Source organism: Ramlibacter sp. AN1015, assembly GCF_037726105.1.
GTDB lineage: Bacteria > Pseudomonadota > Gammaproteobacteria > Burkholderiales > Burkholderiaceae_C > Ramlibacter.
Genome location: NZ_JBBJUM010000006.1, coordinates 208,189 through 234,420 on the forward strand (window position 1 = coordinate 208,189; position 26,232 = coordinate 234,420).

At 69.4% G+C, this 26,232-nt stretch carries 23 protein-coding genes; 17 read left to right on the forward strand and 6 right to left on the reverse strand.

Translation table 11 applies throughout. The annotated features are described in order from the left end of the window. Nucleotides 1–2 precede the first annotated feature (2 nt). From WG922_RS11980 to WG922_RS11990, 3 genes are all read left to right on the forward strand, one after another. On the forward strand, nt 3–1,286 hold the full coding sequence (locus tag WG922_RS11980) for a hemolysin family protein (RefSeq protein WP_340282857.1): 1,284 nt from the start codon (nt 3–5) through the stop codon (nt 1,284–1,286). A 168-nt stretch (nt 1,287–1,454) separates the two neighbouring features. Further along, nucleotides 1,455–2,114: a glutathione S-transferase family protein gene (locus WG922_RS11985; protein ID WP_340282858.1), complete on the forward strand. Its 660-nt coding sequence runs from the start codon at nt 1,455–1,457 to the stop codon at nt 2,112–2,114. A 381-nt stretch (nt 2,115–2,495) separates the two neighbouring features. Continuing rightward, nucleotides 2,496–3,758 (forward strand): SulP family inorganic anion transporter, encoded by a 1,263-nt coding sequence (locus WG922_RS11990; RefSeq protein ID WP_340282859.1) that lies wholly within the window; start codon nt 2,496–2,498, stop codon nt 3,756–3,758. 19 nt (nt 3,759–3,777) lie between these two features. On the opposite strand, the gene WG922_RS11995 is transcribed toward WG922_RS11990, so the two are convergent. Continuing rightward, nucleotides 3,778–4,206, reverse strand: coding sequence for a VOC family protein (locus WG922_RS11995; RefSeq protein ID WP_340282860.1), 429 nt, complete (start codon nt 4,204–4,206; stop codon nt 3,778–3,780). A gap of 325 nt (nt 4,207–4,531) precedes the next feature. Between WG922_RS11995 and WG922_RS12000 the strand changes: the two genes are divergently transcribed. Further along, nucleotides 4,532–5,011: a VOC family protein gene (locus WG922_RS12000; protein ID WP_340282862.1), complete on the forward strand. Its 480-nt coding sequence runs from the start codon at nt 4,532–4,534 to the stop codon at nt 5,009–5,011. A gap of 76 nt (nt 5,012–5,087) precedes the next feature. After that, the gene (locus tag WG922_RS12005; RefSeq protein ID WP_340282864.1) at nt 5,088–5,555 is read left to right on the forward strand and encodes an AAC(3)-I family aminoglycoside N-acetyltransferase; all 468 of its coding nucleotides are present in this window, start codon (nt 5,088–5,090) and stop codon (nt 5,553–5,555) included. Between the two features lie 13 nt (nt 5,556–5,568). On the opposite strand, the gene WG922_RS12010 is transcribed toward WG922_RS12005, so the two are convergent. After that, entirely contained in the window at nt 5,569–6,396 is an 828-nt protein-coding gene (locus WG922_RS12010) for an enoyl-CoA hydratase/isomerase family protein (protein ID WP_340282865.1), read from the reverse strand. A gap of 260 nt (nt 6,397–6,656) precedes the next feature. Here WG922_RS12010 and WG922_RS12015 point away from each other — a divergent pair, with 260 nt between their 5' ends. Next, on the forward strand, nt 6,657–7,766 hold the full coding sequence (locus WG922_RS12015; protein ID WP_340282866.1) for an extracellular catalytic domain type 1 short-chain-length polyhydroxyalkanoate depolymerase: 1,110 nt from the start codon (nt 6,657–6,659) through the stop codon (nt 7,764–7,766). A 34-nt stretch (nt 7,767–7,800) separates the two neighbouring features. On the opposite strand, the gene WG922_RS12020 is transcribed toward WG922_RS12015, so the two are convergent. After that, entirely contained in the window at nt 7,801–8,634 is an 834-nt protein-coding gene (locus WG922_RS12020) for a phytanoyl-CoA dioxygenase family protein (RefSeq protein WP_340282867.1), read from the reverse strand. A gap of 218 nt (nt 8,635–8,852) precedes the next feature. Continuing rightward, nucleotides 8,853–9,932, reverse strand: coding sequence for a glycoside hydrolase family 5 protein (locus tag WG922_RS12025; RefSeq protein ID WP_340282868.1), 1,080 nt, complete (start codon nt 9,930–9,932; stop codon nt 8,853–8,855). Nucleotides 9,933–10,231: 299 nt separating this feature from the next. Here WG922_RS12025 and WG922_RS12030 point away from each other — a divergent pair, with 299 nt between their 5' ends. From WG922_RS12030 to WG922_RS12055, 6 genes are all read left to right on the forward strand, one after another. Then, nucleotides 10,232–12,169 carry an AMP-dependent synthetase/ligase gene (locus WG922_RS12030; protein WP_340282869.1) on the forward strand — a complete coding sequence of 646 codons (1,938 nt, stop codon included), beginning with the start codon at nt 10,232–10,234 and terminating at the stop codon, nt 12,167–12,169. Between the two features lie 26 nt (nt 12,170–12,195). Beyond that, the gene (locus WG922_RS12035; protein WP_340282944.1) at nt 12,196–13,014 is read left to right on the forward strand and encodes an ABC transporter ATP-binding protein; all 819 of its coding nucleotides are present in this window, start codon (nt 12,196–12,198) and stop codon (nt 13,012–13,014) included. A gap of 18 nt (nt 13,015–13,032) precedes the next feature. After that, nucleotides 13,033–13,962 carry a branched-chain amino acid ABC transporter permease gene (locus tag WG922_RS12040; RefSeq protein ID WP_340282871.1) on the forward strand — a complete coding sequence of 310 codons (930 nt, stop codon included), beginning with the start codon at nt 13,033–13,035 and terminating at the stop codon, nt 13,960–13,962. Nucleotides 13,963–13,989: 27 nt separating this feature from the next. Beyond that, the gene (locus tag WG922_RS12045; RefSeq protein WP_340282872.1) at nt 13,990–15,066 is read left to right on the forward strand and encodes a branched-chain amino acid ABC transporter permease; all 1,077 of its coding nucleotides are present in this window, start codon (nt 13,990–13,992) and stop codon (nt 15,064–15,066) included. 91 nt (nt 15,067–15,157) lie between these two features. Continuing rightward, nucleotides 15,158–16,483, forward strand: coding sequence for an ABC transporter substrate-binding protein (locus WG922_RS12050; protein WP_340282873.1), 1,326 nt, complete (start codon nt 15,158–15,160; stop codon nt 16,481–16,483). A gap of 181 nt (nt 16,484–16,664) precedes the next feature. Then, nucleotides 16,665–17,474: an ABC transporter ATP-binding protein gene (locus WG922_RS12055; RefSeq protein WP_340282874.1), complete on the forward strand. Its 810-nt coding sequence runs from the start codon at nt 16,665–16,667 to the stop codon at nt 17,472–17,474. 152 nt (nt 17,475–17,626) lie between these two features. Here WG922_RS12055 and WG922_RS12060 read toward each other — a convergent pair whose 3' ends face one another. Further along, a complete protein-coding gene (locus tag WG922_RS12060) occupies nt 17,627–18,268 on the reverse strand; it encodes a Crp/Fnr family transcriptional regulator (protein WP_445322826.1) in 642 nt (213 codons plus the stop codon). Nucleotides 18,269–18,477: 209 nt separating this feature from the next. Between WG922_RS12060 and WG922_RS12065 the strand changes: the two genes are divergently transcribed. Next, a complete protein-coding gene (locus tag WG922_RS12065) occupies nt 18,478–19,767 on the forward strand; it encodes a phenylacetate--CoA ligase family protein (RefSeq protein WP_340282876.1) in 1,290 nt (429 codons plus the stop codon). 93 nt (nt 19,768–19,860) lie between these two features. On the opposite strand, the gene WG922_RS12070 is transcribed toward WG922_RS12065, so the two are convergent. Beyond that, on the reverse strand, nt 19,861–20,826 hold the full coding sequence (locus tag WG922_RS12070) for a LysR family transcriptional regulator (protein WP_340282877.1): 966 nt from the start codon (nt 20,824–20,826) through the stop codon (nt 19,861–19,863). Between the two features lie 157 nt (nt 20,827–20,983). On the opposite strand from WG922_RS12070, the gene WG922_RS12075 reads away from it, so the two are divergent. The 4 genes from WG922_RS12075 to WG922_RS12090 all read left to right on the forward strand — a co-directional run bounded on the left by WG922_RS12075 (nt 20,984) and on the right by WG922_RS12090 (nt 26,231). Continuing rightward, complete coding sequence (locus tag WG922_RS12075) at nt 20,984–23,155, forward strand: indolepyruvate ferredoxin oxidoreductase subunit alpha (RefSeq protein ID WP_340282878.1); 2,172 nt, start codon at nt 20,984–20,986, stop codon at nt 23,153–23,155. A gap of 32 nt (nt 23,156–23,187) precedes the next feature. Beyond that, complete coding sequence (locus tag WG922_RS12080; RefSeq protein ID WP_445322827.1) at nt 23,188–24,648, forward strand: indolepyruvate oxidoreductase subunit beta family protein; 1,461 nt, start codon at nt 23,188–23,190, stop codon at nt 24,646–24,648. A 66-nt stretch (nt 24,649–24,714) separates the two neighbouring features. After that, complete coding sequence (dctP, locus tag WG922_RS12085) at nt 24,715–25,704, forward strand: TRAP transporter substrate-binding protein DctP (protein WP_340282880.1); 990 nt, start codon at nt 24,715–24,717, stop codon at nt 25,702–25,704. Further along, on the forward strand, nt 25,701–26,231 hold the full coding sequence (locus tag WG922_RS12090) for a TRAP transporter small permease (protein WP_340282881.1): 531 nt from the start codon (nt 25,701–25,703) through the stop codon (nt 26,229–26,231). Before dctP ends, WG922_RS12090 begins: the two co-directional genes overlap by 4 nt. The last annotated feature ends 1 nt before the right edge of the window (nt 26,232 follow it).

Consider the following 26,232-nt stretch of genomic DNA (forward strand, 5'->3'; position numbering starts at 1 on the left):
TGATGGAAGTTCTCTTCATCGCCTGCCTAACGCTTCTCAACGGTGCCTTCGCGATGTGCGAGATGGCCCTCGCGTCGGCCCGCCGCGGACGCATCGCGCACGTGGCCGAGGAGGGCGACCGCGGTGCACAGGCGGCCTTGGCCATCATGGACGAGCCCACGCAATTCCTGTCCACGGTGCAGGTGGGCATCACCTCGATCGGCCTGCTCAACGGGATCGTCGGGCAGGCGGCCTTCAGCGAAGGACTCAGCGTCTGGCTGGGAAGCTTCGGCGTGGGGTCGGGCGCGGCGACGGTCCTGGCGACCATCATCGTGGTGACGGTCATCACCTTCGTGACCATCGTCTTCGGCGAGCTGGTGCCCAAGCGCATCGGGCAGATGTACCCCGAGACCATCGCCCAGTGGATGGCCCCGCCGATGGGGGTGCTGGCCCGCGTCGCGTCGCCGTTCGTGCGCCTGCTGTCGGCGACCACCCGGGGCGTGCTCAAGGTGCTCGGCGTGGCGCTGGACCGCGGCCCGTCCATCACCGAAGAGGAGCTCGCGCATAGCCTGGCCGAGGGTGTGGATGCCGGCCTCATCGAGCAGCACGAGCGCCAGATGGTGCAGAACGTCTTCCACCTCGACGAGCGCCCGCTCACCTCCATGATGGTGCCGCGCTCGGAGATCGAGTGGTTCGACGCGAGCCTCAGCGTGGCCGAATGCCTGGTACGTGCAGGCCATGCGGATTCGCACTCCTGGTATCCCGTGTGCCGCGGCTCGCTCGACAACGTGCTGGGCCTGGTCAACGTGCGCACGCTGCTCGCGCTCGGGCCGCAGCACCAGGGCACCGTCGAGGCGCATCTGGTGCCGGCCACCTTCCTGCCAGAGACGCTCAGCGGCCTGGAGCTGCTGGAACAGTTCCGCGTCCAAGTGGCGCGCATCGCGCTGGTGGTGGACGAGTACGGCGTCGTGCAGGGACTCATGACGCCGCGCGATCTGCTCGAGGCCATCACGGGCGAGCTGCAGCCGGTCGAGAAGACCGAGGCCTGGGCGACGCGGCGCGAAGACGGCTCGTGGCTGCTCGATGGCACCATGCCGATCTCCGAACTGAAGGCCCGGCTCGCGATTCGCGAACTGCCCGAGGAAGACCGGGGCCGCTACAACACCCTGGCCGGCCTTCTCATGGCCGAGTCCGGGCGCCTGCCGGGGGTGGGCGAGCGCATCGAATGTGCCGGCTGGCGCTTCGAAGTGGTCGATCTCGACGGCAAGCGCATCGACAAGGTGCTGGCGGAGTTCGTTCCGGCCTGAGCCTTGGCGCCTGGGGGCCGGTGCGAGCCGGTCGTGTCGTGGCGTGGCCGTGTGGTGAGTGCGGCACGTCGGAGTCAAAGTCGTAGGCCCGCAGCCCGACCTGCGGCCCGTGCGGGTGCATTGCAGACCGCAGCCGTCCGGCTGCACATCGTTGGATCAGGAGGTCCCATGTCGCTGGTGCTCTATGGCCATCCGTTTTCGTCGTATACACAGAAGGTGCTCATTGCACTGGCGGAAAACCGCACGCCCTTCGAATTCCGGTGCGTCGGGCCGGACCATCCCGAGAACACCTCCGAATGGCTGCGTCGCTGGCCGCTGCGCAAGTTTCCGATGCTCCTGGACGGCGACCGGATGGTGGTGGAGACCAGCATCATCATCGAGTACCTGCAGCTCGAGCACCCGGGTCCGGTGCAGCTGCTGCCGGACGATCCGACGGCTGCGCTCGACGTGCGGTTTCTGGATCGCTTCTTCGACCTGCACGTGATGAACGCGGCGCAGCACGCCGTGGACGGTGCCATCACCGGCGACGCGGACAAGCGGCGCGAGGGGCTGGCCCTCTCCGTGACCAAGCTCGAACGCGCCTATGCATGGCTGGAGGGCCAGCTTGCCGGCAAGACCTGGGCCTGCGGGCGCGACTTCTCGCTGGCCGACTGCGCCGCTGCGCCTGCGCTGTTCTATGCCGATTGGGTGCATCCGATCGCCCCCACGTTTGTGCACCTGCGCGCTTACCGCGCCCGCCTGCTCGCGCGGCCGTCCTTCGCGCAGGCCGTGGAGGGGGCGAGGCCGTTCCGGGCGCTGTTCCCGCTCGGCGCTCCCGAACGGGATTGATGACAGGCGCACGCCGCCTTCGGCCCACGCGTGCGATGTGAGGCGCGGCCGTCGGCACGCGCGCGAGGCAGGCGCTGCCCCGGTGCCCGCCCCTGGTGGCGCGGTCGCGAGGCGGACCCCGCAGTGGGCGGCGCGCCACGCCGCGCGCCTTCGACGCCGGGCGGGCACCTTGCCATGGTCTATGCTGCATGCCCTTCGCCCGTCCCGGGCGCAACCGTTGAAGATCGTGCAGTACAGAACTTTCGACGTGGCCAGTGCCGCTATGCCGGCGCTGGCTCTCCCCCTGTGTTTCCCCTCGGCCGGTCCCGGCACGCGTACCCCGCGCGCGTCGGCGCGCTTGTTCCGCAGCCCCTGCAGCCGCCGCCGCGCCAGGGCGCAGGCATGACGCCCGCATTGCCCTTCACCCGCTGGCTGCCGCAGTGGCGCCAGAAGGACGTCGTGCGGGCCGACCTGCTGGCAGGCCTGACCGGCGCCATCGTGGTGCTGCCGCAGGGCGTGGCCTTCGCCACGCTTGCCGGCATGCCGCCTGCCTACGGCCTCTATGCGGCGATGGTGCCCTGCATCGTCGCGGCGCTGTTCGGCAGCAGCCGCCTGATGGTCACCGGGCCGGCCAACGCGATCTCGCTGACCACCATGGCGCTCATCGCGCCGCTCGCGGCGGTGGGCAGCGACCAATACGTGGCGATGGTGCTGACGCTCACCTTCATGGTGGGTGCGTTCCAGCTGATGCTGGGCATCGCCCGCGTCGGCAAATGGGTCGATCTGGTGCCGCATTCGGTGATTGCCGGCTTCACCGCCGGTGCCGCCGTCCTCATCGTCAACAGCCAGGTGGGCACGCTGCTCGGGCTCGACCTGCCGCGCGGCCTGTCGGTGGCGCAGACGCTGCAGGCGGTGTTCCGCACCGAGGACTCCGTCCAGCCGCTGCCGGTCATCGCGGCGCTGGCCACCATCCTGATCAACGTGGCGGCCCTGCGGCGCAGCCGATGGGTGCCGCCGATCCTGCTGGCGGTGATCGGCGGAACGGCCATCACCTGGCTCGCGGCGGGCGTGCTGGGGGCGCAACCGGCGACCGTGCAGGCGCTGCCCGGTGCGCTGCCGCCGCTGTCCGCGCCCGACCTGGGTTTGCTGTCCGCCCTGGTGCTGCCCGCGCTCGTGATGACGCTGCTGGCCGTGACCGAGGCAATGGCCATTGCCAAGGCCGTGGCGCGGCGCGCCAACGAGCCCTTCGACGGCAACCAGGAGCTGGTGGGCCAGGGGCTGGCGAACCTGGTGGGCGCGTTCTTCTCGTCCTACCCGGCCAGCGGGTCCTTCAACCGCTCGGGTGTCAACGTGGCCGCGGGCGCGCGCACGCCGCTGGCGGCGGTGAGCGCCGCCGTGCTGCTGGTGGTGATCCTGGTGTTCGTCGCGCCCTGGGCGCGCTGGCTGCCGCTGGCGGTGATCGCCGGGCTGCTGGTCGTCGTCGCCTGGGGGCTGGTCAATCCGCGCGAGCTCCGCCACCTGTGGCGGGACGAGCCGCTCGACCGGCTGGCGCTGGTGGTGACCTTCGTGGGCACCGTCACGGTGTCGCTCGAATGGGCGATCCTGCTGGGGCTCGCGACCGCCTGGGCGTCGCGCAAGCTGGCGCCCCGGCTGCGCAGGCGCTGAGTGCGCCGGCCTCGGCGACTCAGAAGGTGATCCGCACCGCAGGTGCGCTGCGCGTCGCCTCGCCGTGGAACACGGCCTCGATGTTGTTGCCGTCCGGGTCCAGCACGAAGGCCGCGTAGTAGCTGGGGTGGTAGGGACGCACGCCGGGCGCGCCGTTGTCCTGGCCGCCGTGGGCCAGGGCAGCGGCGTGAAAGGCATCCACCATCGCCCGGTCCTGCGCCTGGAAGGCCAGGTGGTGGCGCCCGGTCAGCGCGCCCTGCGCCGCCGGGCTGTCGGCGGCGGAGACCACCAGCTCGTCGGCCCAGAAGAAGCCCTCGCCGGTGCCCGCCAGCGGCACCTTCAGCACCTCCAGCACGGCGGCGTAGAAGCGCTGCGACGCGGCAAGGTCTCGCACGACCAGCTGGACGTGGTCGATGAGGCGGCCTCGGTATAGCTCCTGGGTTTCCATGCGGGCTCCTGGTGCGGGGTCATTTGGGCTGACGCGGCGGGCCAGAGAACCACTAGCGCCCTGCGCAACGGAGACGATCATGCTCCATGAAGCGGGGCGTGCCGGCGCCGGCGCCAGCAGATTGGACCGGTAACGGATGCGCTCGTTTCTTCAACCCGAGCCGGGGAGCAAAGCTGAGCCGACGTGCTCGCCTGCTTGTCGGCCGTCGCGACCGCCCGATATGCTCACGTGGCCAGATCACTGCACCGCACAGCGGACCAGCGGCGGCGATGTCCTCGCGCATGCGGCGCGACCGGCCGCAACTTCCACCTTCAGGAGAGCGCACATGCCCAGCAAGAACACCATTTGTCTCTGGTACGACGGCACCGCCCTGGAGGCGGCGCAGTTCTATGCACAGACCTTCGCTGACAGCGCCGTGCAGGCCGTCCATCGCGCGCCCGGCGACTATCCCGCCGGCAAGCAGGGCGATGTGCTCACGGTGGAATTCACGGTGCTGGGCATTCCGTGCCTGGGCCTGAACGGCGGCCCCGCTTTCCAACACAGCGAAGCCTTCTCGTTCCAGGTCGCGACGGAGGACCAGGCCGAGACGGATCGGCTGTGGAACGCGATCGTCGGCAATGGTGGACAGGAAAGTGCGTGCGGCTGGTGCAAGGACCGCTGGGGTCTGTCGTGGCAGATCACGCCGCGCGCGCTCACCGAAGCCATCGTCGATCCCGATCCCGCGGCCGCCAAGCGCGCCTTCGAAGCGATGATGCAGATGACCAGGATCGACATCGCCGCCATCGAGGCAGCGCGACGGGGCTGAGCGAGGCCGCAGGAGCGACCATGCCGATGTTCATCGCCACCGGATACGGCAGGCCCGCCTAGGCAGGTCGTTCGCCATGCCGCTCACCATCGAGCATCTCCAGGCCGGCGGCGCAGCGCGCATGCGCGAGCTCAACGCGCTGTTTGCCGAGGCGTTCGGCGACCCGGAGAGCTACGCGGCCGAACCGCCCGACGACGGCTATCTCGCGCACGTGCTCGGACAGCGCCACGCCATCGTGCTCGTGGCCTTGGAGGAGGCGACCGTCGTCGGCGGGCTGGTCGCCTACGAACTTCCCAAACTCGAGCGCGCGCGCAGCGAGATCTATCTCTACGACCTGGCGGTGGCCGCCCCACATCGCCGCCGCGGCGTCGCCACCCGCCTCATCGAGCATCTACGCGGCCTCGCCCGCGAACGCGGCGCGTGGGTCGTGTTCGTGCAGGCCGACCACGGGGATGGTCCGGCGATTGCGCTCTATCAGAAGCTGGGCGCGCGAGAGGACGTGCTGCACTTCGACATCGCGGTCGATCGCCTTGAACGCTCCTGAATGGCCGCGGCCTCTAGAAGGGGCAGTCCGGATCGAAGCGCGGCGGGCGGCGTTCGCGCAGCGACGCGATGCCTTCCTTCACGTCGGGGCCGGCAAAGCCCATGAATTCGAGGGCCAGCGAGGTGTCGAAGCTCGGGCCCGCCATGCGCAGCCAGTTGTTCAGCGCGTACTTGGTCCAACGGATCGCGCTGGACGAGCCGTTGGCGAGCTGCCGCGCGACTTCGAACGCGCGGGGCACGAGATCGGCCTCGTCCACCGTGAGGGAGACCAGGCCGATGCGCTCGGCCTCTTCGCCCGAGACGGCCTCGCACAGCAGCAGGTAGTACTTGGCCTTGGCCATGCCGCACAGCAGCGGCCACACGATGGCCGCGTGGTCGCCGGCGGCCACGCCCAGGCGCGTGTGGCCGTCGATGATGCGTGCCGTGCGGGCGGCGATGGAGATGTCCGCCAGCAGTCCCGCCACCAGACCGGCCCCCACGGCCGGGCCGTGCATGGCCGAGACGATGGGCTTGGAGCAGTTGATGACGTTGTAGACCAGGTCGCGCGCCTCGCGCCACACGCGGGCGCGCACCTCGAAGTCGTTGGCCATCTCCTCGACCAGGCCGAGGTCGCCCCCGGCGGAAAATCCCTTGCCTTCGCCCCGGACGATGGCGACGCGGATCTCCGGGTCGCGATCGATGTCCTGCCAGATGGTGGCCAGTTCGCGATGCATGCGGTGGTCGGCGGTGGAGAGCTTGCCGTTGGGGCTCTGTCCGGCCCCCATGATGACCTCCAGGACGCCCGGGTCGTGTTGGCGCAGGGTCAGGGCTTCGTAGTGCGCGTAGCGCTGCGGGTTGCTCATGCGGCTCCTTCGTGTGGCTTTTTGGGTTGTTTCAGGTGATTGTGGCCATCTTGAGCGGCATCGCCATCGGCATCGCTGCCGGGGCGCTCGGCGCGAACCCTTTGTTTCTTCCGGGTGCCTTGCGCTCACCCGAAGCGGGCCCACCTGCAGTGGCCGCCCCTCACCTCCCGGCAGCCCCTCCCATTCTCCCAAGGCCGATGCACCACGAATTCAAACACCTCCTTCATGAGGCAACCCACCTGACACAGCGCGGTGACCTGTTGGCCGCGACCCGTGCGATCCAGCAGGCGTTGCAGGCTGCCAAGCTCGACCCGGACGGGGCCTCCGGGCACCACGATGGCGAAGTGATCGACGTAGAAGCGCGCGAGGTCCCGACCCGGCACGCTGCCGACCCGTCGATTCCGGTGCTTCCCGGCCGAAGCCCTGCGCCATTCGAGCCCGCCCGGGCGGAGCCGGTGAGCGCACGCGGCCGCACGGTCGATGCCGAACCGGCGTCGGCACGCAGCCGGCCGGCCGAAGGCGGTCCGGGAAGCTTCGTATCCGGCCGCGTCGGCGGCGACGCGCTCGCAGGGCGCGACTACAAGCTGTTCGTTCCACCGGGCGCCGGAAGCCGCCCGATGCCGTTGGTGCTGATGCTGCACGGATGCACGCAGGATCCCGACGACTTCGCCGCCGGAACGCGCATGAACGAGCTTGCGCGGGACCAGGGCTTCTTCGTGCTGTATGCGGCGCAGTCGCAGCGCGCGAACCCGCAGCGCTGCTGGAACTGGTTCAAGCACAGCCACCAGGTGCGCGGGCGCGGCGAGCCGGAGCTGCTCGCGCGCATGGTGCGCGAGGTCATGAAGCGCCATGCCGTCGATGCCGACCGGGTGTATGTCGCCGGGCTCTCGGCGGGTGCGGCGATGGCCGCCATCGTGGCGGCCGCCTACCCCGAGCTGTTCGCTGCCGTGGGGGTCCATTCGGGGCTTGCGCCGGGCGCCGCCAAGGACATCCCCTCGGCATTCGAGGCCATGAAGAAGGGCGCTTCCGGCCCGGTGCGCCCGCTGCCCGTGCCGACCATCGTTTTCCACGGAGAGGCGGACGCCACCGTGCATCCGGCCAACGGCCGCCAGGTGATCACGGCGGCCGATTCCGAGGGGAGCACCAGCGCCGCGTCCGAGGAACTGCGCGCGCAGGGCCGCCGCACCGCTGTGCGCCGGGTTCACCGCGACAGAGTCGGTGCCGTCGTCCTGGAGCACTGGTCCATCCACGGCGCGCCGCATGCGTGGTCGGGCGGCAGCCCCAGTGGCAGCTATACGGATCCGCAGGGGCCGGATGCGAGTGCGCAGATGCTGCGGTTCTTCCTGGAGCACCCGCGCAAGTCACGGTGATCGGGCGCGGCGGCCCGGTCTCGGGCCTCGCCGCTCACCTCTGCCCGGCCATCATCAGCCCTTCGATCTGGTGCTTCTGCACGATGGGCTCGAGCCGGTCCACCACGCGGCACACCAGGTGCTCGCGCAGATCGGCCGGCAACTGCTCGTAGTAGTGCCGTGTCACCGTCATGTCGTGCAGCGCGGCATGGCCCGCGCCAGGGGCGTCGAAGCCCAGCACCAGCACCGGCCGGGCGATGGGCGAGAGGTGCTCCGTGCCGCGGTGCAGCGTGAGCGCGGAGCGGCAGCTGATGTCGCCGGCCCGCGGGTACTTGCGCTGCGCGCGCTGCGCATAGCCCGGCCAGAGCGGCTCGGGCGGAAACATCTCGTGCTTCCACGCGCGGCCATCGTCCCACTGGGTGCCCGGCGCGACCTCGAGCGGACCCATGTCCGGCGTCACATCGACGCCCGTCACGTTGAACGCAAGCGAGGTGATGCGCCGGTCCCGATAGCTTTCGGGGGGCGACGGAAAGTCGCGGTGCCAAGGTTGAAACTGTGCTCCCTGCACCGGCACGTCGAAGCCGACCTCGACGATTTCGTACGCAGGCCCGAGCACCGCCTGCGCCATCGCGCGCACCCACGGATGCCCCGCGATGTCCGCGAAGGCGCCGATCTGCTCGGGGTGCGCCTCGACATACCAGCGCCGCGGGCCGCGACCGACCGCACCGCCGGGCCGCTGGAGGGCCTCCCAGAACGCGCACATCATGTCCTCGCGCATCTGCTCGATGAGCTCCCGCGAGAAAGCGCCCTGGCAGGCGGTGATGCCGTCTACGTGCAGGGCATCGAGATGGCCCTGCACCGCAGGGGGGTCGGAGAGGGCGACGGTCACGCTCGGCTTCCGTGGTGTGCAAGGCCCCCACGATAGCGAGGCAGGCACGCCGGGCGGGTGCGCGTCGCGGCCGTGACCTTCAAGTACAGCCCAGTCCGGGATAAATCCACGCGGGCCGCAGGCGCCGGCGCGCGGCAGCGCGGTGCGGGTTCGCAGCGGCTCCCTGTTCCGGTGCGCACGCTGCGCTGCGCCGGCAGCGCGTCTTTGAACGCCAGGTCTCAGTCGAGCAGAGCCCGCCGGATCGGTTCGACCCAGCCGCGCGTCTCGGGCGACCAGACGCCGGAGAAGTCGGAGGCGAACTCCCACCAGGCCCAGCCGATGCCGCGCTTCTCGGCTTCGTCGCGCATCGTGCGCGCCCAGGCCACGCGCGACTCCATGTCGCCCGCGCTGTGGGCACCGAACTCGCCCAGGTGCACCGGAATGCCGTGCTGCGCGTTCCACCGGCGCGCCTTTTCCAGCGTGTCGCTCATACTGCGCTTCTGCGTGGCATTGCAGCAGGTCTTGCCGGTCGGCATGGGCTCGGGCCGCCAGGTGACGCCCTGGTGGGTGAAGTCGAAGGGGTCGTAGGTATGCACGGCGACGATGAGGTTGCGGTCCGCGGGCAGCTTCAGCTTGGGCAGGTCGCGCACGTTGTTCCAGTAGGTCGGGCCGATCATCACGGCGCGGTCCGGGTTGGTCTTGCGCACCTCGGCCAGCGCCTTGGCGGCGAGCACGTTCCAGGGCTCGCCGTCGAGCTTGCCGTTGGGCTCGTTCAGCAGTTCGAACACCAGCCGCTGGGGATGGCTCTTGTAGCGCTCGGCAATCTGCTTCCAGATGTTGATGAAGCGCGTATCGACCACGTCCGGATCGACGCGGAACTCGTGGTTGTGCAGGCCGTTGCCGGAGATCTGGCTGTAGTGGTGCACGTTGAGGATCACGTACACGCCGCGCGCGAGCAGCGCATCCACCGCCCACTGCACCCGGCGCGCGAAGGCCTCGTCGATGGTCGCGTCGGCCCCGGGCGACGCGTGGTTGCTCCAGCGCACCGGCAGGCGCACCGTGCGGAAGTGCTTGGCCGCGATGTCGATGTATTCGGGTTCGAGCTTCACGCCCCAGTCGCCTTCGCGCGGCGCCTCGAGCATGTTGCCCAGGTTGACTCCGCGCCCCAGCGAATGCGCGAGCGTGCAGGTCGCGCGGCTCACGTTGCTGCAGTTCTGCTGGCGGCCTGCGTCATCGGCCGAACCGCGCGCCTGCGCGCCCATCGCCAGCGCCCCCAGCATCAGTGCGGCCAGCGCCGTGCGTACGTGCTGCATGAACATCGACATGACTCCCGGTAAGTGGTTGCGGCACATTCTTTTGCAGAGCCTGCTGCAACGGGGAACAGCAGCGGGTAAGTGAATGCAAGGGGCGTGCAACACCTGGCGACCTCTTCGGTGGTCGCAGCCTGAGAACGTGCCTTCCCCCGGATGGGCGTGTTACGCGGCGAAGCGCTGCGGGGCGGCACCAGGCCATGCCGCAGCGCTGCCGCCGCTCAGGGTTTCCTCTAGCCCCAACTGTCTGCCGCGGAACAGTCGCGCCGTGCCACGGCACCCAAGATGCATGCGGCACGAGGACCAGGATGACCGAGCAGACTTTCCCCCAGCGCATGCTGATGCACGCCGAACGGCAGCCGCGGCATTGCGCCATCCGCGAAAAGGAGTACGGGATCTGGCAGGCGCTCACCTGGGCCGAGCTGGCGCGGCTGGTCGAGCACTTCGCCTGCGGGCTGCACCAGGCGGGCCTGCGTCGGGGCGAGCACCTGGTGGTGATCGGCGCCAACCGGCCCCGGCTGTATGCGGCGATGCTGGCGGCGCAGTCGCTCGGCGCGGTGGCGGTGCCGCTCTACCAGGATGCGGCCTCCGCCGAATACGTCTTTCCGATCAACAACGCCGACATCCGCTTCGCCGTGGTCGAGGACCAGGAGCAGGTCGACAAGCTGCTCGAGGTGCGCGCGCAGTGCCCGCAGCTGGCCGCCATCTACTACGACGACCCGCGCGGCCTGCGCAACTACGATGCGCCCGGGCTGCAGCCGCTCGCGAAGCTCATCGTCGATGGCGCGGCGCTCGCGGCGCGTGAGCCCACGCGCTTTGCCGACGAAGTCGCGGCCGGATCGCCCGACGACGTGGCCGCGATGTTCTTCACCTCGGGCACCACCGGCCAGCCCAAGGGCGTGGTGCACAGCCACCGCAGCCTGCTCGACCGCGCCCTCGCCGGCGCGGAGTTCGACCGCCTCACGGACCGCGAGGAGGTGCTCGCCTACATGCCCCCTGCGTGGGTGGGGCAGAGCATGTTCAGCTATGCCCAGTGGCTGGCCTGCGGCTACGTCGTCAACTGCCCCGAATCGGCCGCGACGGTGAGCATCGACATGAAGGAGATCGGCCCGACCTACTACTTCGCGCCGCCGCGCATCTTCGAGGGCCTGCTCACCAGCGTGATGATCCGCATGGAGGACGCCGGTGCGCTCAAGCGGCGCATGTTCCACGCCTTCATGAGCCTGGCCCGCCGCGTGGGGCCGCGCCTGCGCGATGGGCAGCCGGTGGCGCTGACCGACCGCATCGCCTACGGCCTGGGCAACGTGCTGGTCTATGGGCCGCTGCGCAACAACCTCGGGCTGTCGCGGGTGCGGGTGGCCTACACCGCCGGCGAGGCGATCGGGCCCGACCTCTTCACCTTCTACCGCGCCATCGGCGTCAACCTCAAGCAGCTCTACGGCTCCACCGAGACGGCGGTGTTCGTGTGCATGCAGCCGGACAACCAGGTCAAGCCCGACACGGTGGGCGTGCCCTGCCGCGACGTGCAGATCCGCGTCACCGACACCGGCGAGATCCTGGTGCGCTCGCCGGGGCTGCTGCGCGAGTACTACCGCAATCCCGATGCGACGCGCGAGGTGAAGACCGACGACGGCTGGTACCGCACCGGCGACGCGGGCTTTCTCGATGCGCAGGGGCACCTGAAGATCATCGACCGCGCCAAGGACGTCGGGCGGATGGCAGGCGGCGCGATGTTCGCGCCCAAGTACATCGAGAACAAGCTCAAGTTCTTCCCCTACATCAAGGAAGCGGTGGCCGTGGGCGACGGGCGCGAGATGGTGTGCGCCATGGTGAACATCGACTTCGAGGCCGTGGGCAACTGGGCCGAGCGGCGCAACCTGCCCTATGCCGGCTACACGGACCTCGCGCGCAAGCCGCAGGTGCTGGAGCTGGTGCGCGACTGCGTGGAGAAGGTCAACGCCGACCTCGCCGCCGACGAGCGCCTCTACGCTTCGCAGATCGAGCGCTTCCTCGTGCTGCACAAGGAGCTCGACGCCGACGACGGCGAGCTCACGCGCACCAACAAGGTCCGCCGCGGGTATGTGGCCGAGAAGTACCAGGTGCTGGTGGACGCCCTTTACGGCGGGCGCACCGAGCAGTACATCGAGACCCAGGTGAAGTTCGAGGACGGCCGCTCCGGCATGGTCAGCGCCACGCTGCCGATCGTGCAGGCGCGCACCTTTCCCCCGGTGAAGGCTGCGGCATGAAGATCCTTCCTTCCGAAAGCGGCAGCATGAGCGGCCCCAACCCGCCACCGCTGCCCGGCGCACCGGGGCGCAGCTTCGGCGAGGTGATCCTCGACGTGCGCGACATCTCGCTCGCCTTCGGCGGCGTCAAGGCGCTCACCGACATCTCGTTCGATGTGCGCGAGCACGAGATCCGCGCCATCATCGGGCCCAACGGCGCCGGCAAGAGCTCGATGCTCAATTGCATCAACGGCGTCTACCAGCCGCAGCAGGGAACCATCCGTTTCCGCGGCCGCGAGTTCCGTCACATGAACTCGCGGCAGGTCGCCGAGATGGGCGTCGCCCGCACCTTCCAGAACCTGGCCCTGTTCAAGGGCATGAGCGTGCTGGACAACATCATGACCGGCCGCAACCTCAAGATCCGCAGCAACCTGCTGCTGCAGGCGCTCGGTGTGGGACCGGCCCGGCGCGAGGAATACCGGCACCGCGAGCAGGTCGAGCGGATCATCGACTTCCTGGAGATCCAGGCCTGGCGCAAGACGCCGGTCGGCCAGCTCCCCTACGGCCTGCAAAAGCGCGTCGATCTCGGCCGCGCGCTCGCGATGGAGCCGCAGGTGCTGCTGCTCGACGAGCCCATGGCCGGCATGAACGTCGAGGAGAAGCAGGACATGTGCCGCTTCATCCTCGACGTGAACGACGAATTCGGCACGACCGTGGTGCTGATCGAGCACGACATGGGCGTGGTCATGGACATCTCCGACCGCGTGGTGGTGCTCGACTACGGCCGCAAGATCGGCGACGGCACACCCGCCGAGGTGCGGGGCAACGAGGAAGTGGTGCGGGCCTATCTGGGCACCTCGCACTGAGCGGAAAGGCACAGCCAAATGGGTTTCTTTCTCGAGACGCTGCTGAGCGGCCTGATGACCGGCATGCTCTATTCGCTGGTCGCGCTCGGCTTCGTGCTGATCTTCAAGGCCTCGGGCGTCTTCAACTTCGCGCAGGGCGCCATGGTGCTGTTCGCCGCCCTGGCCATGGCCCGCTTCGCCGAATGGATTCCCGCCTGGACCGGCATCGAAAGCAAGGTGCTCGCCAATCTGCTGGCCTTCTTCGTCGCCGGGGCGGTGATGTTCGTGGTGGCCTGGCTGATCGAGCTGCTGGTGCTGCGACACCTGGTCAACCAGGAAGCGGCGACGCTGCTGATGGCCACGCTGGGCATCACCTATTTCCTGGAAGGCGTGGGCCAGACGCTGTTCGGCAGCAGCATCTACACGATCGACATCGGCATGCCCAAGGACCCGGTGATCGCGTTCCAGGACGTGTTCGAGGGCGGCATCCTGATCAGCCGCGAAGACCTCATCGCCGCCGCCATCGCGGCCACGCTGGTGGCGCTGCTCACGCTGTTCTTCCAGAAGACCGGAACGGGCCGCGCGCTGCGGGCCGTGGCCGACGACCACCAGGCGGCCCAGTCGATCGGCATTCCGCTCAACCGCATCTGGGTCATCGTCTGGTGCGTCGCCGGCGTCGTGGCGCTGGTCGCCGGGATGATCTGGGGCAGCAAGCTGGGCGTGCAGTTCTCGCTCACCACCGTGGCGTTGCGCGCGCTGCCGGTGGTCATCCTGGGCGGGCTCACCTCGGTGCCGGGCGCCATCATCGGCGGGCTCATCATCGGCGTGGGCGAGAAACTCTCCGAGATCTACATAGGCCCCCTGGTGGGCGGCGGCATCGAGATCTGGTTCGCCTATGTGCTGGCGCTCGGCTTCCTGCTGGTGCGGCCCCAGGGTCTCTTCGGCGAAAAGATCATCGACCGCGTCTGACGCGCCACCCCGGAAAAAGAGCCATCCATGATCTATCGCGAGAACGGCCAGTTCAAGACCAGCTACCGGGCCGACCAGCAGATCTTTCCCATCCTGCAGGACCGCGTGGTCATGCTGGCGCTGCTTGCCGCGGCCTTCTTCCTGGTGCCGGCGCTGGCCAGCGACTACGTGTTCCGGGCCATCCTGATTCCTTTTCTGATCATGTCCCTGGCCGCGCTCGGCCTGAACATCCTGGTGGGCTACTGCGGGCAGATCTCGCTGGGCTCGGGCGCCTTCATGGCCGTGGGCGCATACGGCGCCTACAACTTCTTCGTGCGCATCGACGGCATGCCGCTGATTCCCGCCCTCATCCTCGGCGGCCTGTGCGCCACCGTGTTCGGCATGCTGTTCGGCCTGCCCTCGCTGCGGGTCAAGGGGCTCTATCTGGCGGTGGCCACGCTGGCAGCGCAGTTCTTCGCCGACTGGATGTTCCTGCGCATCGGCTGGCTTACCAACTACTCCCCTTCCGGCTCGGTGTCGGTCGCGGGCCTGCAGGTGCTGGGCATGCCGATCGTGAGCGCGCAGTCCAAGTACTGGCTGTGCCTGTCGGTGCTGCTGGTGATCGGGCTGCTGGCCAAGAACCTGGTGCGCGGCGCCCTCGGCCGCGAGTGGATGGCGATCCGCGACATGGACGTGGCGGCCGCCGTGATCGGCATCCGGCCGATGTACGCCAAGCTGAGCGCGTTCGCCGTGAGCTCGTTCATCATCGGCGTTGCCGGAGCGCTGTGGGCCTTCGTCTACCTGGGCACCTGGGAGCCCGCGGCCTTCTCGGTCGATCTGTCCTTCCGGCTGCTGTTCATGGTGATCATCGGCGGGCTCGGCTCGATCATGGGTGCGTTCTTCGGGGCGGCCTTCATCGTGGTGCTGCCGATCGTCCTGAACCAGTTCCTGCCCGCGGCGCTGGGGGTGTTCGGCATCAGCATCTCCACTGCGGATGTCTCGCACGCGGAGTTCATGATCTTCGGCGCGCTGATCGTCTGGTTCCTCATCGTCGAGCCGCACGGCCTGGCGCGGCTGTGGAGCACCGGCAAGCAGAAGTTGCGCCTGTGGCCGTTCCCGCACTGAGCGCGTGCTCGCAACTACCGATGTGCACGCGCCGCCAAGCTCCTTCCAATCGCGTTTCGGTCCTTACTTTCATACAACAGGAGACATCGCCATGAGAGTTCGCAACATGATCCTCGGCAGCATCGCGGCGGCTTCGCTGCTCGGTGCCGGTGCCGCGGCAGCCCAGGCCGCCAACGAGCAGTTCTTCCCCTTGCTGTCCTACCGCACGGGCGCGTACGCCCCCAACGGAACTCCCTGGGCCAACGGCAAGCAGGACTACCTGAAGATGATCAACGCCCGCGACGGCGGCATCAACGGCGTCAAGCTCACGTGGGAAGAGTGCGAGACCGGCTATGCGACCGATCGCGGCGTCGAGTGCTACGAGCGCCTCAAGGGCCGCCAGGGCGTGACCCTGTTCGATCCGCAGTCCACCGGCATCACCTTCGCGCTCACCGACAAGGCGCACACCGACAAGATCCCGCTGCTCACGCTGGGCTACGGCCTCTCGGTGTCGCAGGACGGCATGGCCTTCCGCTACAACTTCCCGCTCATGGGCAGCTACTGGACGGGCGCCGACGCGCTGGTGCAGCACATCGGCAAGAAGGAAGGCGGCCTCGACAAGCTCAAGGGCAAGAAGATCGCGCTGGTCTACCACGACTCTCCCTTCGGCAAGGAGCCGATCCCGCTGCTGCAGGAACGCGCGCGCATGCACGGCTTCGATCTGAGCCTGATCCCCGTCACCGCGCCCGGCGTCGAGCAGAAGGCGGCCTGGCTGCAGGTGCGCCAGCAACGCCCCGACTACGTCATGCTGTGGGGCTGGGGGATCATGAACTCCACCGCGCTGAAGGAGGCGCAGGCCACCGGCTACCCGCGCGAGAAGATGTACGGCGTGTGGTGGGCCGGTGCCGAGCCGGACGTGAAGGACGTCGGCGCCGGCGCCAAGGGCTACAACGCGCTGGCGCTCAACCCCGCAGGCACCAACTTCAAGGTCATCCAGGACATCGTGAAGCACGTGCACGACAAGGGGCAGGGCACCGGACCCAAGGACGAGGTCGGCGACGTGCTCTACACCCGCGGCGTGATCATCCAGATGCTGGGCGTGGAAGCCGTGCGCCGGGCCCAGGAGCGTTTCGGCAAAGGCAAGGTCATGACGCCCGAGCAGGTGCGCTGGGGCCTGGAGAACCTCGCCCTCGACCAGAAGAAGCTCGACTCGCTCGGCTTCTCCGGCGTGATGCGGCCGCTGTCCACCAGCTGCGCCGACCACATGGGCTCCACCTGGGTGCGCGTGCACACCTGGGACGGCGCGAAGTGGAACATGGGCAACGACTGGTACCAGGCCGACGAGCAGATCATCAAGCCCATGGTCAAGGCCGGCGCCGAGAAGTACGTGCAGGACAAGAAGCTGCAGATGCGCGACGCCAAGGACTGCCAGTCCTGAGCGGCATCGCCTGGGGCCACCGGCAGGCGCCCCGCGTCGCGGGCACGTTCCCGGCCCCTTCCGCAGCGCGGGAAGGGCAGCGGCTGCAACGCAGCCGCCCGGGGACGGCGCCTCCTCGTCGCGGTGGCGCCTCGCGCGGCGGCAGGCGACACCGCTCTCCATCGATTCTCCGGGACCCGACATGACCCAGACCCCCATCGTTCTCGACGTCAACGGCATCGAGGTCATCTACAACCACGTGATCCTGGTGCTCAAGGGGGTGTCGCTGCAGGTCCCCGACGGGGCGATCGTCGCGCTTCTCGGCGGAAACGGCGCCGGCAAGACGACCACGCTGCGGGCGGTGTCCAACCTGCTGCGCGGCGAGCGTGGCGAGGTCACCAAGGGCAGCATCGAGCTGCGCGGCGAGCGCATCGAAAACCTGTCGCCTGCCGACCTGGTGCGCCGCGGCGTGGTGCAGGTCATGGAGGGACGGCACTGTTTCGCCCACCTCACCATCGAGGAAAACCTGCTCACCGGCGCCTACACCCGCTCCAGCAAGTCGGAGGTGGCGGCGAACCTGGAGAAGGTCTACACCTATTTCCCGCGGCTCAAGACGCGCCGGGGCTCGCAGGCCGCCTATACCTCGGGTGGCGAGCAGCAGATGTGCGCGATCGGCCGCGCGCTCATGGCGAGCCCGAACCTCGTGCTGCTGGACGAGCCCTCCATGGGCCTGGCACCGCAGATCGTCGAAGAGGTGTTCGAGATCGTCAAGGACCTCAACGTCCGAGAGAAGGTCACCTTCCTGCTGGCCGAGCAGAACACCAGCATGGCGCTGCGCTACGCCGGCTACGGCTACATCATGGAAAGCGGCCGCGTGGTGATGGACGGTGCCGCGTCCGAGCTGGCCGACAACGAGGACGTGAAGGAGTTCTATCTCGGCATGGGCGGCAGCGAGCGCAAGAGCTTTCGCGACGTCAAGAGCTACCGTCGGCGCAAGCGCTGGCTGGCCTGAGACGGTCAGAAGGAGCGGCTTACGAGCGCCGCCGCTGCGCCGATCGCACGACGAAGGGCTCGGCCCGCGAGCGAATCCTGGCGGCGCACCTCCTTCGCGCTGCAGGCGCGGTAAGCGGTCCGGGCGGTGCGCGGATTTCGTTGGCGCGCCGGTCACACCCCGTGCGCCATGGCCTGCAGCGCCGGCAGGTCCAGCACCTCGATCATTCCGTAGCCGATGCGGATGATTCCGCGGTCCTGCATCTCGTGCAGCGCGCGGTTGGCGATCTGGCGCGACACCCCCGACAGGCGCCCGATCTCTTCCTGCGAGATCGCCAGTTGCGGCGTGGTGCCGGGGTAGAGGTCGCGGTTGAACAGGCTGGCCAGGCAGTACGCGACCTGCGCCTTGGTGTCGTTCAGGCGCAGGCTCTGCACCAGCGCGATGAAATGACCGAGCCGGGCGTTGAGCTGGTTGATCAGCCAGCCATTGAACGGGTTGCTCTCGGCCATCAGCCACTGGAAGGTGCTGCGCGGCAGGAAGGCGACCGTGCTGTCGCGGATGGCGACCACGTCGTAGGGGCGCGGCTCACCCTTGAGCACGGCGCCTTCGCCCACCCATGCGCCGGACGGCACGCCCGCGAAGCTCGCGCACTTGCCGGCGGCGGTGACGGTCTCGACCTTCAGCATGCCCTCGACCACGCCCAGCCAGTGGTTCGACGGCGTGCCGCGTGCGCACACGGTGGCACCCGCCGCGAACTCGCGCGCGACCACGTCGCGGTGCACCCGGTCCGCCTGCGCCGGCGTCAGTGCCTGCATCCAGGGAGAGGTGTCCAGGAAGTCGCGAAGTCGTTGGTGTGGATAGGTCACCGGGGAAGCGGCAGTGCGGTGGTGCCGGAATTCTCCCCGAACGACGGCCCGGGTTTTCCCTGGGGTGCGCCCGCGGCAAATGGTGAGCCACGGACAGTGCCGCGTGGGGCCGCCCCCTACAGTGCTCTCTCGTGCGGACCTCCAGGCAGCCACCTTCCATGAACACACCGATGCACTACGACGCCCTCGAGGCGCGCGACCCCGCCCTGCGGGAGGCCAGCCTCATGGAGGCCCTGGCCTGCCAGGTGGCGCATGCGCAGGCGCACAGCCCGGCGCAGGCGAAGCGGCTTGCCGGGATCGACGCCGCGGACGTGCGCAGCCGCGCAGCGCTCGCGCGGCTGCCGGTGCTGCGCAAGTCCGAACTGCTGGCCGAACAGGCGAGCCAGCGCGGCGAAGGCGACCCGTTCGCCGGCTATGCCGCCTGTGGCTGGCGCGGCCTGCCGTATCTCCGGTCGGCGCGGCGCGTGTTCCAGTCGCCTGGGCCGCTGTACGAGCCGCAGGGCGGCACCGGCGACGCCTGGCGACTCGGCCGTGCGCTGTTCGCGGCGGGCTTCCGGGCGGGCGATCTGGTGCACAACAGCTTCAGCTATCACCTGACGCCCGCCGGCTTCATGATGGAAGAGGGTGCCTTCGCGCTGGGGTGCACGGTGTTTCCCGGCGGCGTCGGCAACACCGACCTGCAACTGGCCGCCATGGCCGACCTGCGCCCCTGCGGCTACTGCGGGACGCCCGGCTTCCTCAAGACGCTGATCGAGACGGCGGTGGGGCGCGGTGCGGGCGTGTCGTTCCTCGAACGCGCGCTGTTCAGCGGCGAGGCTTTTCCCCCGTCGCTGCGCACCTGGATGCGCGGGCATGGCGTGGAGGGGCTGCAGTGCTATGCCACCGCCGACCTCGGGCTCATCGCCTACGAAACCCCCGCCTGCGAAGGCATGGTGCTCGACGAAAACGTGATCGTCGAAATCGTGCGCCCCGGCACCGGAGACCCGGTCCCCGAGGGCGAAGTCGGCGAGGTGGTGGTGACCAGCCTCGATCCGAACTACCCGCTCATCCGCTTCGGCACCGGCGACCTGAGCGCGGTCCTGCCGGGCCACTGCCCCACCGGGCGCACCAACATCCGCATCCGGGGCTGGATGGGGCGTGCCGACCAGACCACCAAGGTGCGTGGCATGTTCGTCACGCCTGCGCAGGTGGCGCAGGTGCTGCAGCGGCACCCCGTCGTGGGGCGCGCCCGGCTGGTCGTCGAGGGCCGCATCGGCGACGAGCGCATGGTGCTGCACGCCGAGGCGGCGGCGGCGCAAGACGGCGGCAATGCAGGTGCGACGCTGGCCGAGTCGCTGGTCGCAAGCCTGCGCGAAGTCACCAAGCTGCGCGGCGAGGCGCGGCTCGTCGTCCCGGGGAGCCTGCCGGCCGACGGCAAGGTGATCGAGGACCTGCGCGACTACTCCTGACGTACGGCCGCGTGCGGCGTGCCATCGTCCGCCGCCGGCAGCTGCGCACGTGCTGGAAAGGGAAAGCGAGCAGGCTGCAGCCCGAGGCACGCCTCAGGTTGCGGATCGCCCGAAGAGTTCGTGCAACAGGGCACGCAGCCACTGCTGCGCCGCGTCGCGGGCGGTGCTGGCATGCCAGACCAGCCGCACGTCGTAGAACGGTGCGGCGGGCAGCGTCCACACCCGCACGCGGTGCAGGCTGGCCGCGTACATGGCGGGCACGATGGCCAGCAGGTCGGTGCGCGCGACGAGGTCGGGCAGCGCACTGAAATGGCGGGCGCGCAATACGATGCGGTCGTCCAGCTGCAGTGCAGCAAGCATGTCTTCCACGCTGCTGTGGAAGGTGGCGGTGGGCGCCGCCACCGCCAGCCAGGCTCCGGCGAGCTGCTGCCGGGTGAGTGCCTGCTGCGCAGCGCCGCCGGCGACCTCCGCATCGGACACCTCGGCACCGCCGCCCGCCGAGGCGCCGGGCGCCGCGGGCCGCCAGCGCGTGGAGGTGATCGCCACGTATTGCTCGCGAAACAGCAGGTCGGCGTGCACCGACCGGTGCTGGGGCTCCAGGATTCCAACCGCGCAGTCGAGGGCCCGCGACTCCAGCGCCGCCGCCACCGCCGGGGCCTCCACCGCGATATTGGCCACCCGGGTGTGCGGCGCCCGCCGCCGCAGGGCGGCCGTCAGGCGGGGCAGAAACAGCATTTCGCCCAGGTCCGACAGCGACAGCCGCCAGGTGAGCTCGCTGCTCGCCGGCTCGAATTCCTCGGCGCCGCTCACCAGGGTCTCGAGCGCCAGCAGGTGGCCGAGCACGGCTGGCGCGAGCTGCTCACACAGCCGCGTCGGCTGCAGGCCGGTGGGCGAGCGCACGAAGAGCTCGTCGCCGAAGAACTGGCGCAGCCGCCCGAGCGCATTGCTGGTGGCCGACTGCGACAGCGAGAGCGCGCGGCCGGCGGCGGTGACCGAGCCGGTGCGGTGGATGGCTGCGAGGACGCGCAGGAGGTTGAGGTCGAGCAGGCGGAAGTTCATGGACGCATCGGCACGGCGCCGGTCGGCGGCCCCAGGTGTCGGGTATTCACCGGATGAATGTAGTCCATCCACACAAACCATTCGCCAAATGCCCGCGGCCTGCGTAGATTCGGGCGGCCGGGCACACCGCTGCACGGAACGAACAGAGGGGCGACGCATGGCCGAACGATCATTTGCTACCGAGGTGGAGAAGCTGCGGCTGGGTGCCGGCGACGAGTTCCGCGGGGAGGGCATCCTGGCGGTCACCAAGGCGCTGCTGCAGTCGGGTGTGTCGTACGTGGCCGGCTACCAGGGCGCGCCGATCTCGCACCTGATGGACGTGCTCACCGACGCCAACGACATCCTGCGCGAGCTGGGCGTGCGTTTCGAGCACAGCGCTTCCGAGGCTACGGCCGCGGCCACCCTGGCAGCTTCGGTCAACTACCCACTGCGCGGAGCCGTCACCTTCAAGAGCACCGTGGGCACCAACGTGGCCTCCGACGCGCTCGCCAACCTGGCCTCCGGCGGCGTGACCGGCGGCGCATTGATCATCGTGGGCGAGGACTACGGCGAAGGCTCCAGCATCATGCAGGAGCGCTCGCATGCCTTCGCCATGAAGTCGCAGGTGTGGCTGCTCGATCCCCGGCCCAACCTGCCGAGCATCGTCGCGGCGGTGGAGCAGGGCTTCGAGCTGTCCGAGGCGAGCCGCACGCCCGTCATGCTCGAGCTGCGCATCCGTGCCTGCCACGTGCACGGCAGCTTCGTGGCCAAGGACAACCGGCGCGCAGCCTTCACGCTCAAGGACGCGATGGAGCAGCCGCGCCGCGACACCGAGCGCATCGCGCTGCCGCCGTCCACCTACCTGCACGAGCAGGAGAAGGTCACCCAGCGCTGGCCCGCCGCGGTGCGCTTCATCCAGGAGCGCGGCCTCAACGAGTTCTTCGGCGAAGAGGCGCAGGACTTCGGCATCGTCCTGCAGGGCGGCCTGTACAACGGCGTGCTGCGGTCGCTGGAGCTGCTCGGGCTGGCCGACGCTTTCGGCAATTCGAAGGTGCCGCTGTACGTGCTGAACGTGACCTATCCGCTGGTCGATGCGGAGTTCACGCGATTTTGCGCCGGCAAGCGCGCGATCCTGATCGTGGAGGAGGGCCAGCCCGACTTCATCGAACAGGCGGTGCACGCCATGCTGCGCAAGGCCGACGTGCAGACCCGGGTGCACGGCAAGGACATGCTGCCGATGGCCGGCGAGTACACGGGCGGCGTGCTGCTCAAGGGCATCGCGCGCTTCGTGGAGCAGATGGCACCGGCCCTGCTGGAGGGCCGCGAGCTGCCGCAGGCGGCGCGGCCCACGCCGCCTGCCGCGGGACCCAGGACCATCGCCATACAGGATGCCACCTCTCAGGTGCACGGCCGCCCGCCCTCGTTCTGCACCGGCTGCCCCGAGCGGCCGATCTTCACCGCCATCAAGCTGATCGAGCGCGAACTCGGCCCGCACCACGTCAGCGCCGACATCGGCTGCCACCTGTTCTCGATTCTTCCGCCCTTCAACATCGGCGCCACCACCATGGGCTACGGCCTGGGCTGGGCCGGCGCGGCGGCGTTCAACACGCCGGAGACCGACAAGCGCACCTTGTCCATCATGGGGGACGGCGGCTTCTGGCACAACGGCCTTACCAGCGGCGTCGGCAACGCGGTGTTCAACCAGACCGACAACGTGCTGGTGGTCATCGACAACGGCTACTCGGCCGCCACCGGCGGCCAGGACGTGCTCTCGTCCAAGGCCGACAACCCGATCCGCGCCACCCGGCACCCCATCGAGAAGGCGGTGCGCGGCGTGGGCGTCGATTGGGTGCGCACGGTGGACAACACCTACAGCCTGGAGCGCATGCGCGAGGTGCTGCGCGAAGCGCTCACCACCAAGGCCAAGGGCCCCAAGGTCATCGTGGCGTCCAGCGAGTGCATGCTGAACAAGCAGCGCCGGGTGAAGCCGCTCACGCGCAAGGCCATCTCGCAGGGCCAGCGCGTGGTGCGCGAACGCTTCGGCGTCGATCCCGACACCTGCACCGGCGACCACTCGTGCATCCGGCTGTCGGGCTGCCCCTCCCTGACCATCCGCGACAACCCCGACCCGTTGCGGCGCGATCCGGTGGCGGCGGTGGTGGACAGCTGCGTGGGCTGCGGCCTGTGCGGCGAGGCGGCGCACGCCGCGGTGCTGTGCCCCTCGTTCTACCGCGCCGAGATCATCAACAACCCGAGCCGCTGGGACCGCTTGCGCCAGCGCGTGCGCGACACCGTCATCGGCTTCCTGCAAGGCCGCATCGAGCGGCGCCTGGAGGGCCTCGCAGCATGAGCGACCTGCACACACCCGCCACCTCCGGCGCCGTGCAGCCGCGGGCGCTCACCATCGCGCTGCTCGCCATGGGCGGCGAGGGCGGCGGCGTGCTGGCCGACTGGCTGGTCGATCTCGGCGAGCACAACGGCTGGTTCGCGCAGACCACCTCGGTGCCCGGCGTGGCCCAGCGCACCGGCGCGACCGTCTACTACATCGAGCTGTTCCCGCGCGCGCTCGCACCCGAGGGCCGGCAGCCGGTGCTGGCGCTGGCGCCGGTGCCGGGGCAGATGGACGTGGTCGTCGCCTCCGAGCTGATGGAGGCTGGGCGGGCGCTGCAGCGCGGGCTGGTGACGCCGGACCGCACCACCCTCGTCGCCTCGACGCACCGCGTCTATTCGATGACCGAGCGCACCGCCATGGGCGACGGGCGGGTCGATGCCGACAAGCTGGTCGAGGGCGCACGCGCCGCGGCGGCGCGCCTGGTCTGCGCCGATTTCGCCTCGCTGGCCGAGCAGGCGGGCGGCCCGATTGCGCCCGTGCTGTACGGTGCGCTCGCCGCCTCGCAGGCGTTGCCTTTTTCCCGAGCGCAGTTCGAGGAGTCGATCCGCCGCGGCGGCGTCGGCGTGCAGGCTAGCCTGAAGGCCTTCGCTGCCGGATTCGACACGGCGCTCGCCCCGCCGCGCCAGCCGGTCGCGCCGGCACCGGCGGTGGTGCTGGGGCCCCGGCTCGCAACGCTCGCGCAGCGCATCGCCGCCGACTTCCCGCCCGAGGCCCACGACCTGCTGCGCCACGGCGTGCTGCGCCTGGCCGACTACCAGGACGAGGCGTACGCCGCGCACTACCTCGACCGGCTGCGGCCGCTGCGCACGCAGGGCGAACTGCTGCAGGAGGCCGCGCGCCACCTGGCCCTGTGGATGTCGTACGAAGACGCCATCCGCGTGGCCGATCTCAAGACGCGGCGCAGCCGCTTCGACCGCGTGGCCGGCGAGGTGCGCCTGTCGCAGGCCCAGATGCTGGAGATCAACGAGTTCATGCACCCGCGCGTGGAGGAGATCGCCGACATTCTTCCGCGTGGCATGGGGCAATGGCTATTGCAGACGCCCTGGGCCCGGCGCGCGCTGGGCCCCATGACGGGCAAGGGCCGCGTGGTGCGCACCAGTTCGCTGGGCGGCTTCCTGCAGCTCTATGCCATCGCCGCGCTGCGGCCGCTGCGCCCGCGTTCGCTGCGCTTCGTGCAGGAGCAGGCACGCATCGAGGCCTGGCTCGCACAGGTCGAGCGGCTCGCCTCCATCAACCCCGCGCTCGCACTGGAGGTGGTGCGCGCCCAGCGGCTGGTCAAGGGCTACGGCGACACGCATGCGCGCGGCTGGCGCAGCTTCCAGCGGCTGATGGCCGCGCTGCCGGCACTGGAGGGCGACACGCGCGGTGCGCAGCGCCTGCATGAGCTGGCGGACGCGGCGCTGTCGGACGACAGCGGCCGGGCGCTGGACGCCGCCCTCGCGTCTTCCTGAATTGACCAGCCGCAGCCCAGGCTCTAAGGTCCACCCGTTCGAGAAACAGCAAGAGGAGACAAGACGATGAAGCGACGCATGATGTTCAGGACCGTTGGCCTGGCGCTGGCAGCCGGGTGCGCTGCAACCTTCTCGGCCGCAGTCGCGGCGCAAGAGACCACGCTGCGCCTGGTCAGCGCCTTCGCCGAAAACGGCATCTACGTGCAGCGCCTGCAGCCGTGGATCAAGCAGTTCAACGCCGAGGGCAAGGGCGTTCTGCAGATCAACTTCATCGGCGGCCCCAAGGCCATCCCGCCCTTCGAGGTGGGCAATGCGGTGAAGACCGGCGTGGTCGATATGGCTTTGGCCACCGGCGCGTTCTACACCAACGTCATGCCCGAGGCCGACTTCCTCAAGCTCACGCAGGTACCCGTGGCCGTGCAGCGCAAGAACGGTGCGTTAGACGCCATCAACAAGGTGTGGAACGAGAAGGGCAACATGCAGTACCTGGCGCGGATGGTGGAAAACCAGCCGTTCCACATCTACACCAACAAGAAGGTCGACAAGCCCGACCTCACCGGCCAGAAGATCCGCATCACACCGGTCTATCGCGACTTCTTCCAGGCCCTCAATGCCAACGTCGTCACCACGGCGCCGGGCGAGGTCTACACCGCGCTCGAACGCGGCGTGGTCGATGGCTACGGCTGGCCGATCGGCGGCATCTTCGACCTGAACTGGCACGAGAAGACCAAGTTCCGCATCGATCCCGGCTTCTATGACGCCGAGGTCTCGCTCATCATGAACCTGGGCGCCTGGCGCAAGCTCTCCGAGCCGCAACGCGCCTACCTGAACAAGCAACTGGCTGCGCTGGAGGCGCAGAACGGCTTCTGGAACCAGTACGCCGCCGACGAGAAGGCGCGCCAGCAGAAGGCGGGGATCGAGACCATCACCTTCGATGCGGCCACCGCCAAGTCCTTCCGCGACAAGGCCTACGACATCGCCTGGGCCGGCGCCGAGAAGCAGAGCCCCGAGATCGCCAAGCGCTTCAAGCCGCTGTTCGCGCCCGCCGCCAAGTGATCGGGGCGCTCGCGCGGGCCTGGGCCGGCCTGCTCGCCGCGATGGCGCTGGCCGCGTGTGCGGTGCTGTTCGCGATGATGCTGGTGATCGTGGGCGACGTGCTGCTGCGCAACGTGGCAGTCCCCGGGCTGCCGCGGGGCATCGCCTGGAGCAACGAGGTTTCCGAGCTCATGCTCTATCTCACCACCGTGCTGGTCGCGCCCTGGCTGCTGCGCCAGGGCCAGCACATCCGGGTCGATATCCTGCTGCAGGCGATCCCGCCGCGCCTGGCGTGGGTGCTCGAGTGGGTGGCCGACGTGATCGGCCTCGCGTGCTGCCTGGTCATCACCTGGTATGCGAGCCGCGCGGCCTGGGCGAGCTATGTCGATGGAGCGCTCAGCATCAAGACGCTGGTCACGCCGGAGTGGTGGTCGCTCGCACCGCTGCCGGTGGTGTTCGCGATGCTGTCGGTGGAGATGGTGTTCCGCATGGTCCGGCTCGCGCGGTCCGAACGCGGACCCCGCAAGGATGCGGTGAGCGCCGCATGAG

What these genes read in the sequence shown, in the direction of transcription:
- WG922_RS12045 (WP_340282872.1), top strand. Translation starts at nt 13,990, where the DNA reads ATGATCTATCGCGAGAACGGCCAGTTCAAGACCAGCTACCGGGCCGAC.
- WG922_RS12005 (WP_340282864.1), top strand. Translation starts at nt 5,088, where the DNA reads ATGCCGCTCACCATCGAGCATCTCCAGGCCGGCGGCGCAGCGCGCATG.
- WG922_RS12070 (WP_340282877.1), bottom strand. Translation starts at nt 20,826, where the DNA reads ATGAACTTCCGCCTGCTCGACCTCAACCTCCTGCGCGTCCTCGCAGCC.
- WG922_RS12060 (WP_445322826.1), bottom strand. Translation starts at nt 18,268, where the DNA reads ATGCAGGCACTGACGCCGGCGCAGGCGGACCGGGTGCACCGCGACGTG.
- WG922_RS11990 (WP_340282859.1), top strand. Translation starts at nt 2,496, where the DNA reads ATGACGCCCGCATTGCCCTTCACCCGCTGGCTGCCGCAGTGGCGCCAG.
- WG922_RS11980 (WP_340282857.1), top strand. Translation starts at nt 3, where the DNA reads ATGGAAGTTCTCTTCATCGCCTGCCTAACGCTTCTCAACGGTGCCTTC.
- WG922_RS12000 (WP_340282862.1), top strand. Translation starts at nt 4,532, where the DNA reads ATGCCCAGCAAGAACACCATTTGTCTCTGGTACGACGGCACCGCCCTG.
- WG922_RS12050 (WP_340282873.1), top strand. Translation starts at nt 15,158, where the DNA reads ATGAGAGTTCGCAACATGATCCTCGGCAGCATCGCGGCGGCTTCGCTG.
- WG922_RS12010 (WP_340282865.1), bottom strand. Translation starts at nt 6,396, where the DNA reads ATGAGCAACCCGCAGCGCTACGCGCACTACGAAGCCCTGACCCTGCGC.
- WG922_RS12055 (WP_340282874.1), top strand. Translation starts at nt 16,665, where the DNA reads ATGACCCAGACCCCCATCGTTCTCGACGTCAACGGCATCGAGGTCATC.
- WG922_RS12065 (WP_340282876.1), top strand. Translation starts at nt 18,478, where the DNA reads ATGAACACACCGATGCACTACGACGCCCTCGAGGCGCGCGACCCCGCC.
- WG922_RS11985 (WP_340282858.1), top strand. Translation starts at nt 1,455, where the DNA reads ATGTCGCTGGTGCTCTATGGCCATCCGTTTTCGTCGTATACACAGAAG.
- dctP (WP_340282880.1), top strand. Translation starts at nt 24,715, where the DNA reads ATGAAGCGACGCATGATGTTCAGGACCGTTGGCCTGGCGCTGGCAGCC.
- WG922_RS12035 (WP_340282944.1), top strand. Translation starts at nt 12,196, where the DNA reads ATGAGCGGCCCCAACCCGCCACCGCTGCCCGGCGCACCGGGGCGCAGC.
- WG922_RS11995 (WP_340282860.1), bottom strand. Translation starts at nt 4,206, where the DNA reads ATGGAAACCCAGGAGCTATACCGAGGCCGCCTCATCGACCACGTCCAG.
- WG922_RS12075 (WP_340282878.1), top strand. Translation starts at nt 20,984, where the DNA reads ATGGCCGAACGATCATTTGCTACCGAGGTGGAGAAGCTGCGGCTGGGT.
- WG922_RS12040 (WP_340282871.1), top strand. Translation starts at nt 13,033, where the DNA reads ATGGGTTTCTTTCTCGAGACGCTGCTGAGCGGCCTGATGACCGGCATG.
- WG922_RS12025 (WP_340282868.1), bottom strand. Translation starts at nt 9,932, where the DNA reads ATGTTCATGCAGCACGTACGCACGGCGCTGGCCGCACTGATGCTGGGG.
- WG922_RS12030 (WP_340282869.1), top strand. Translation starts at nt 10,232, where the DNA reads ATGACCGAGCAGACTTTCCCCCAGCGCATGCTGATGCACGCCGAACGG.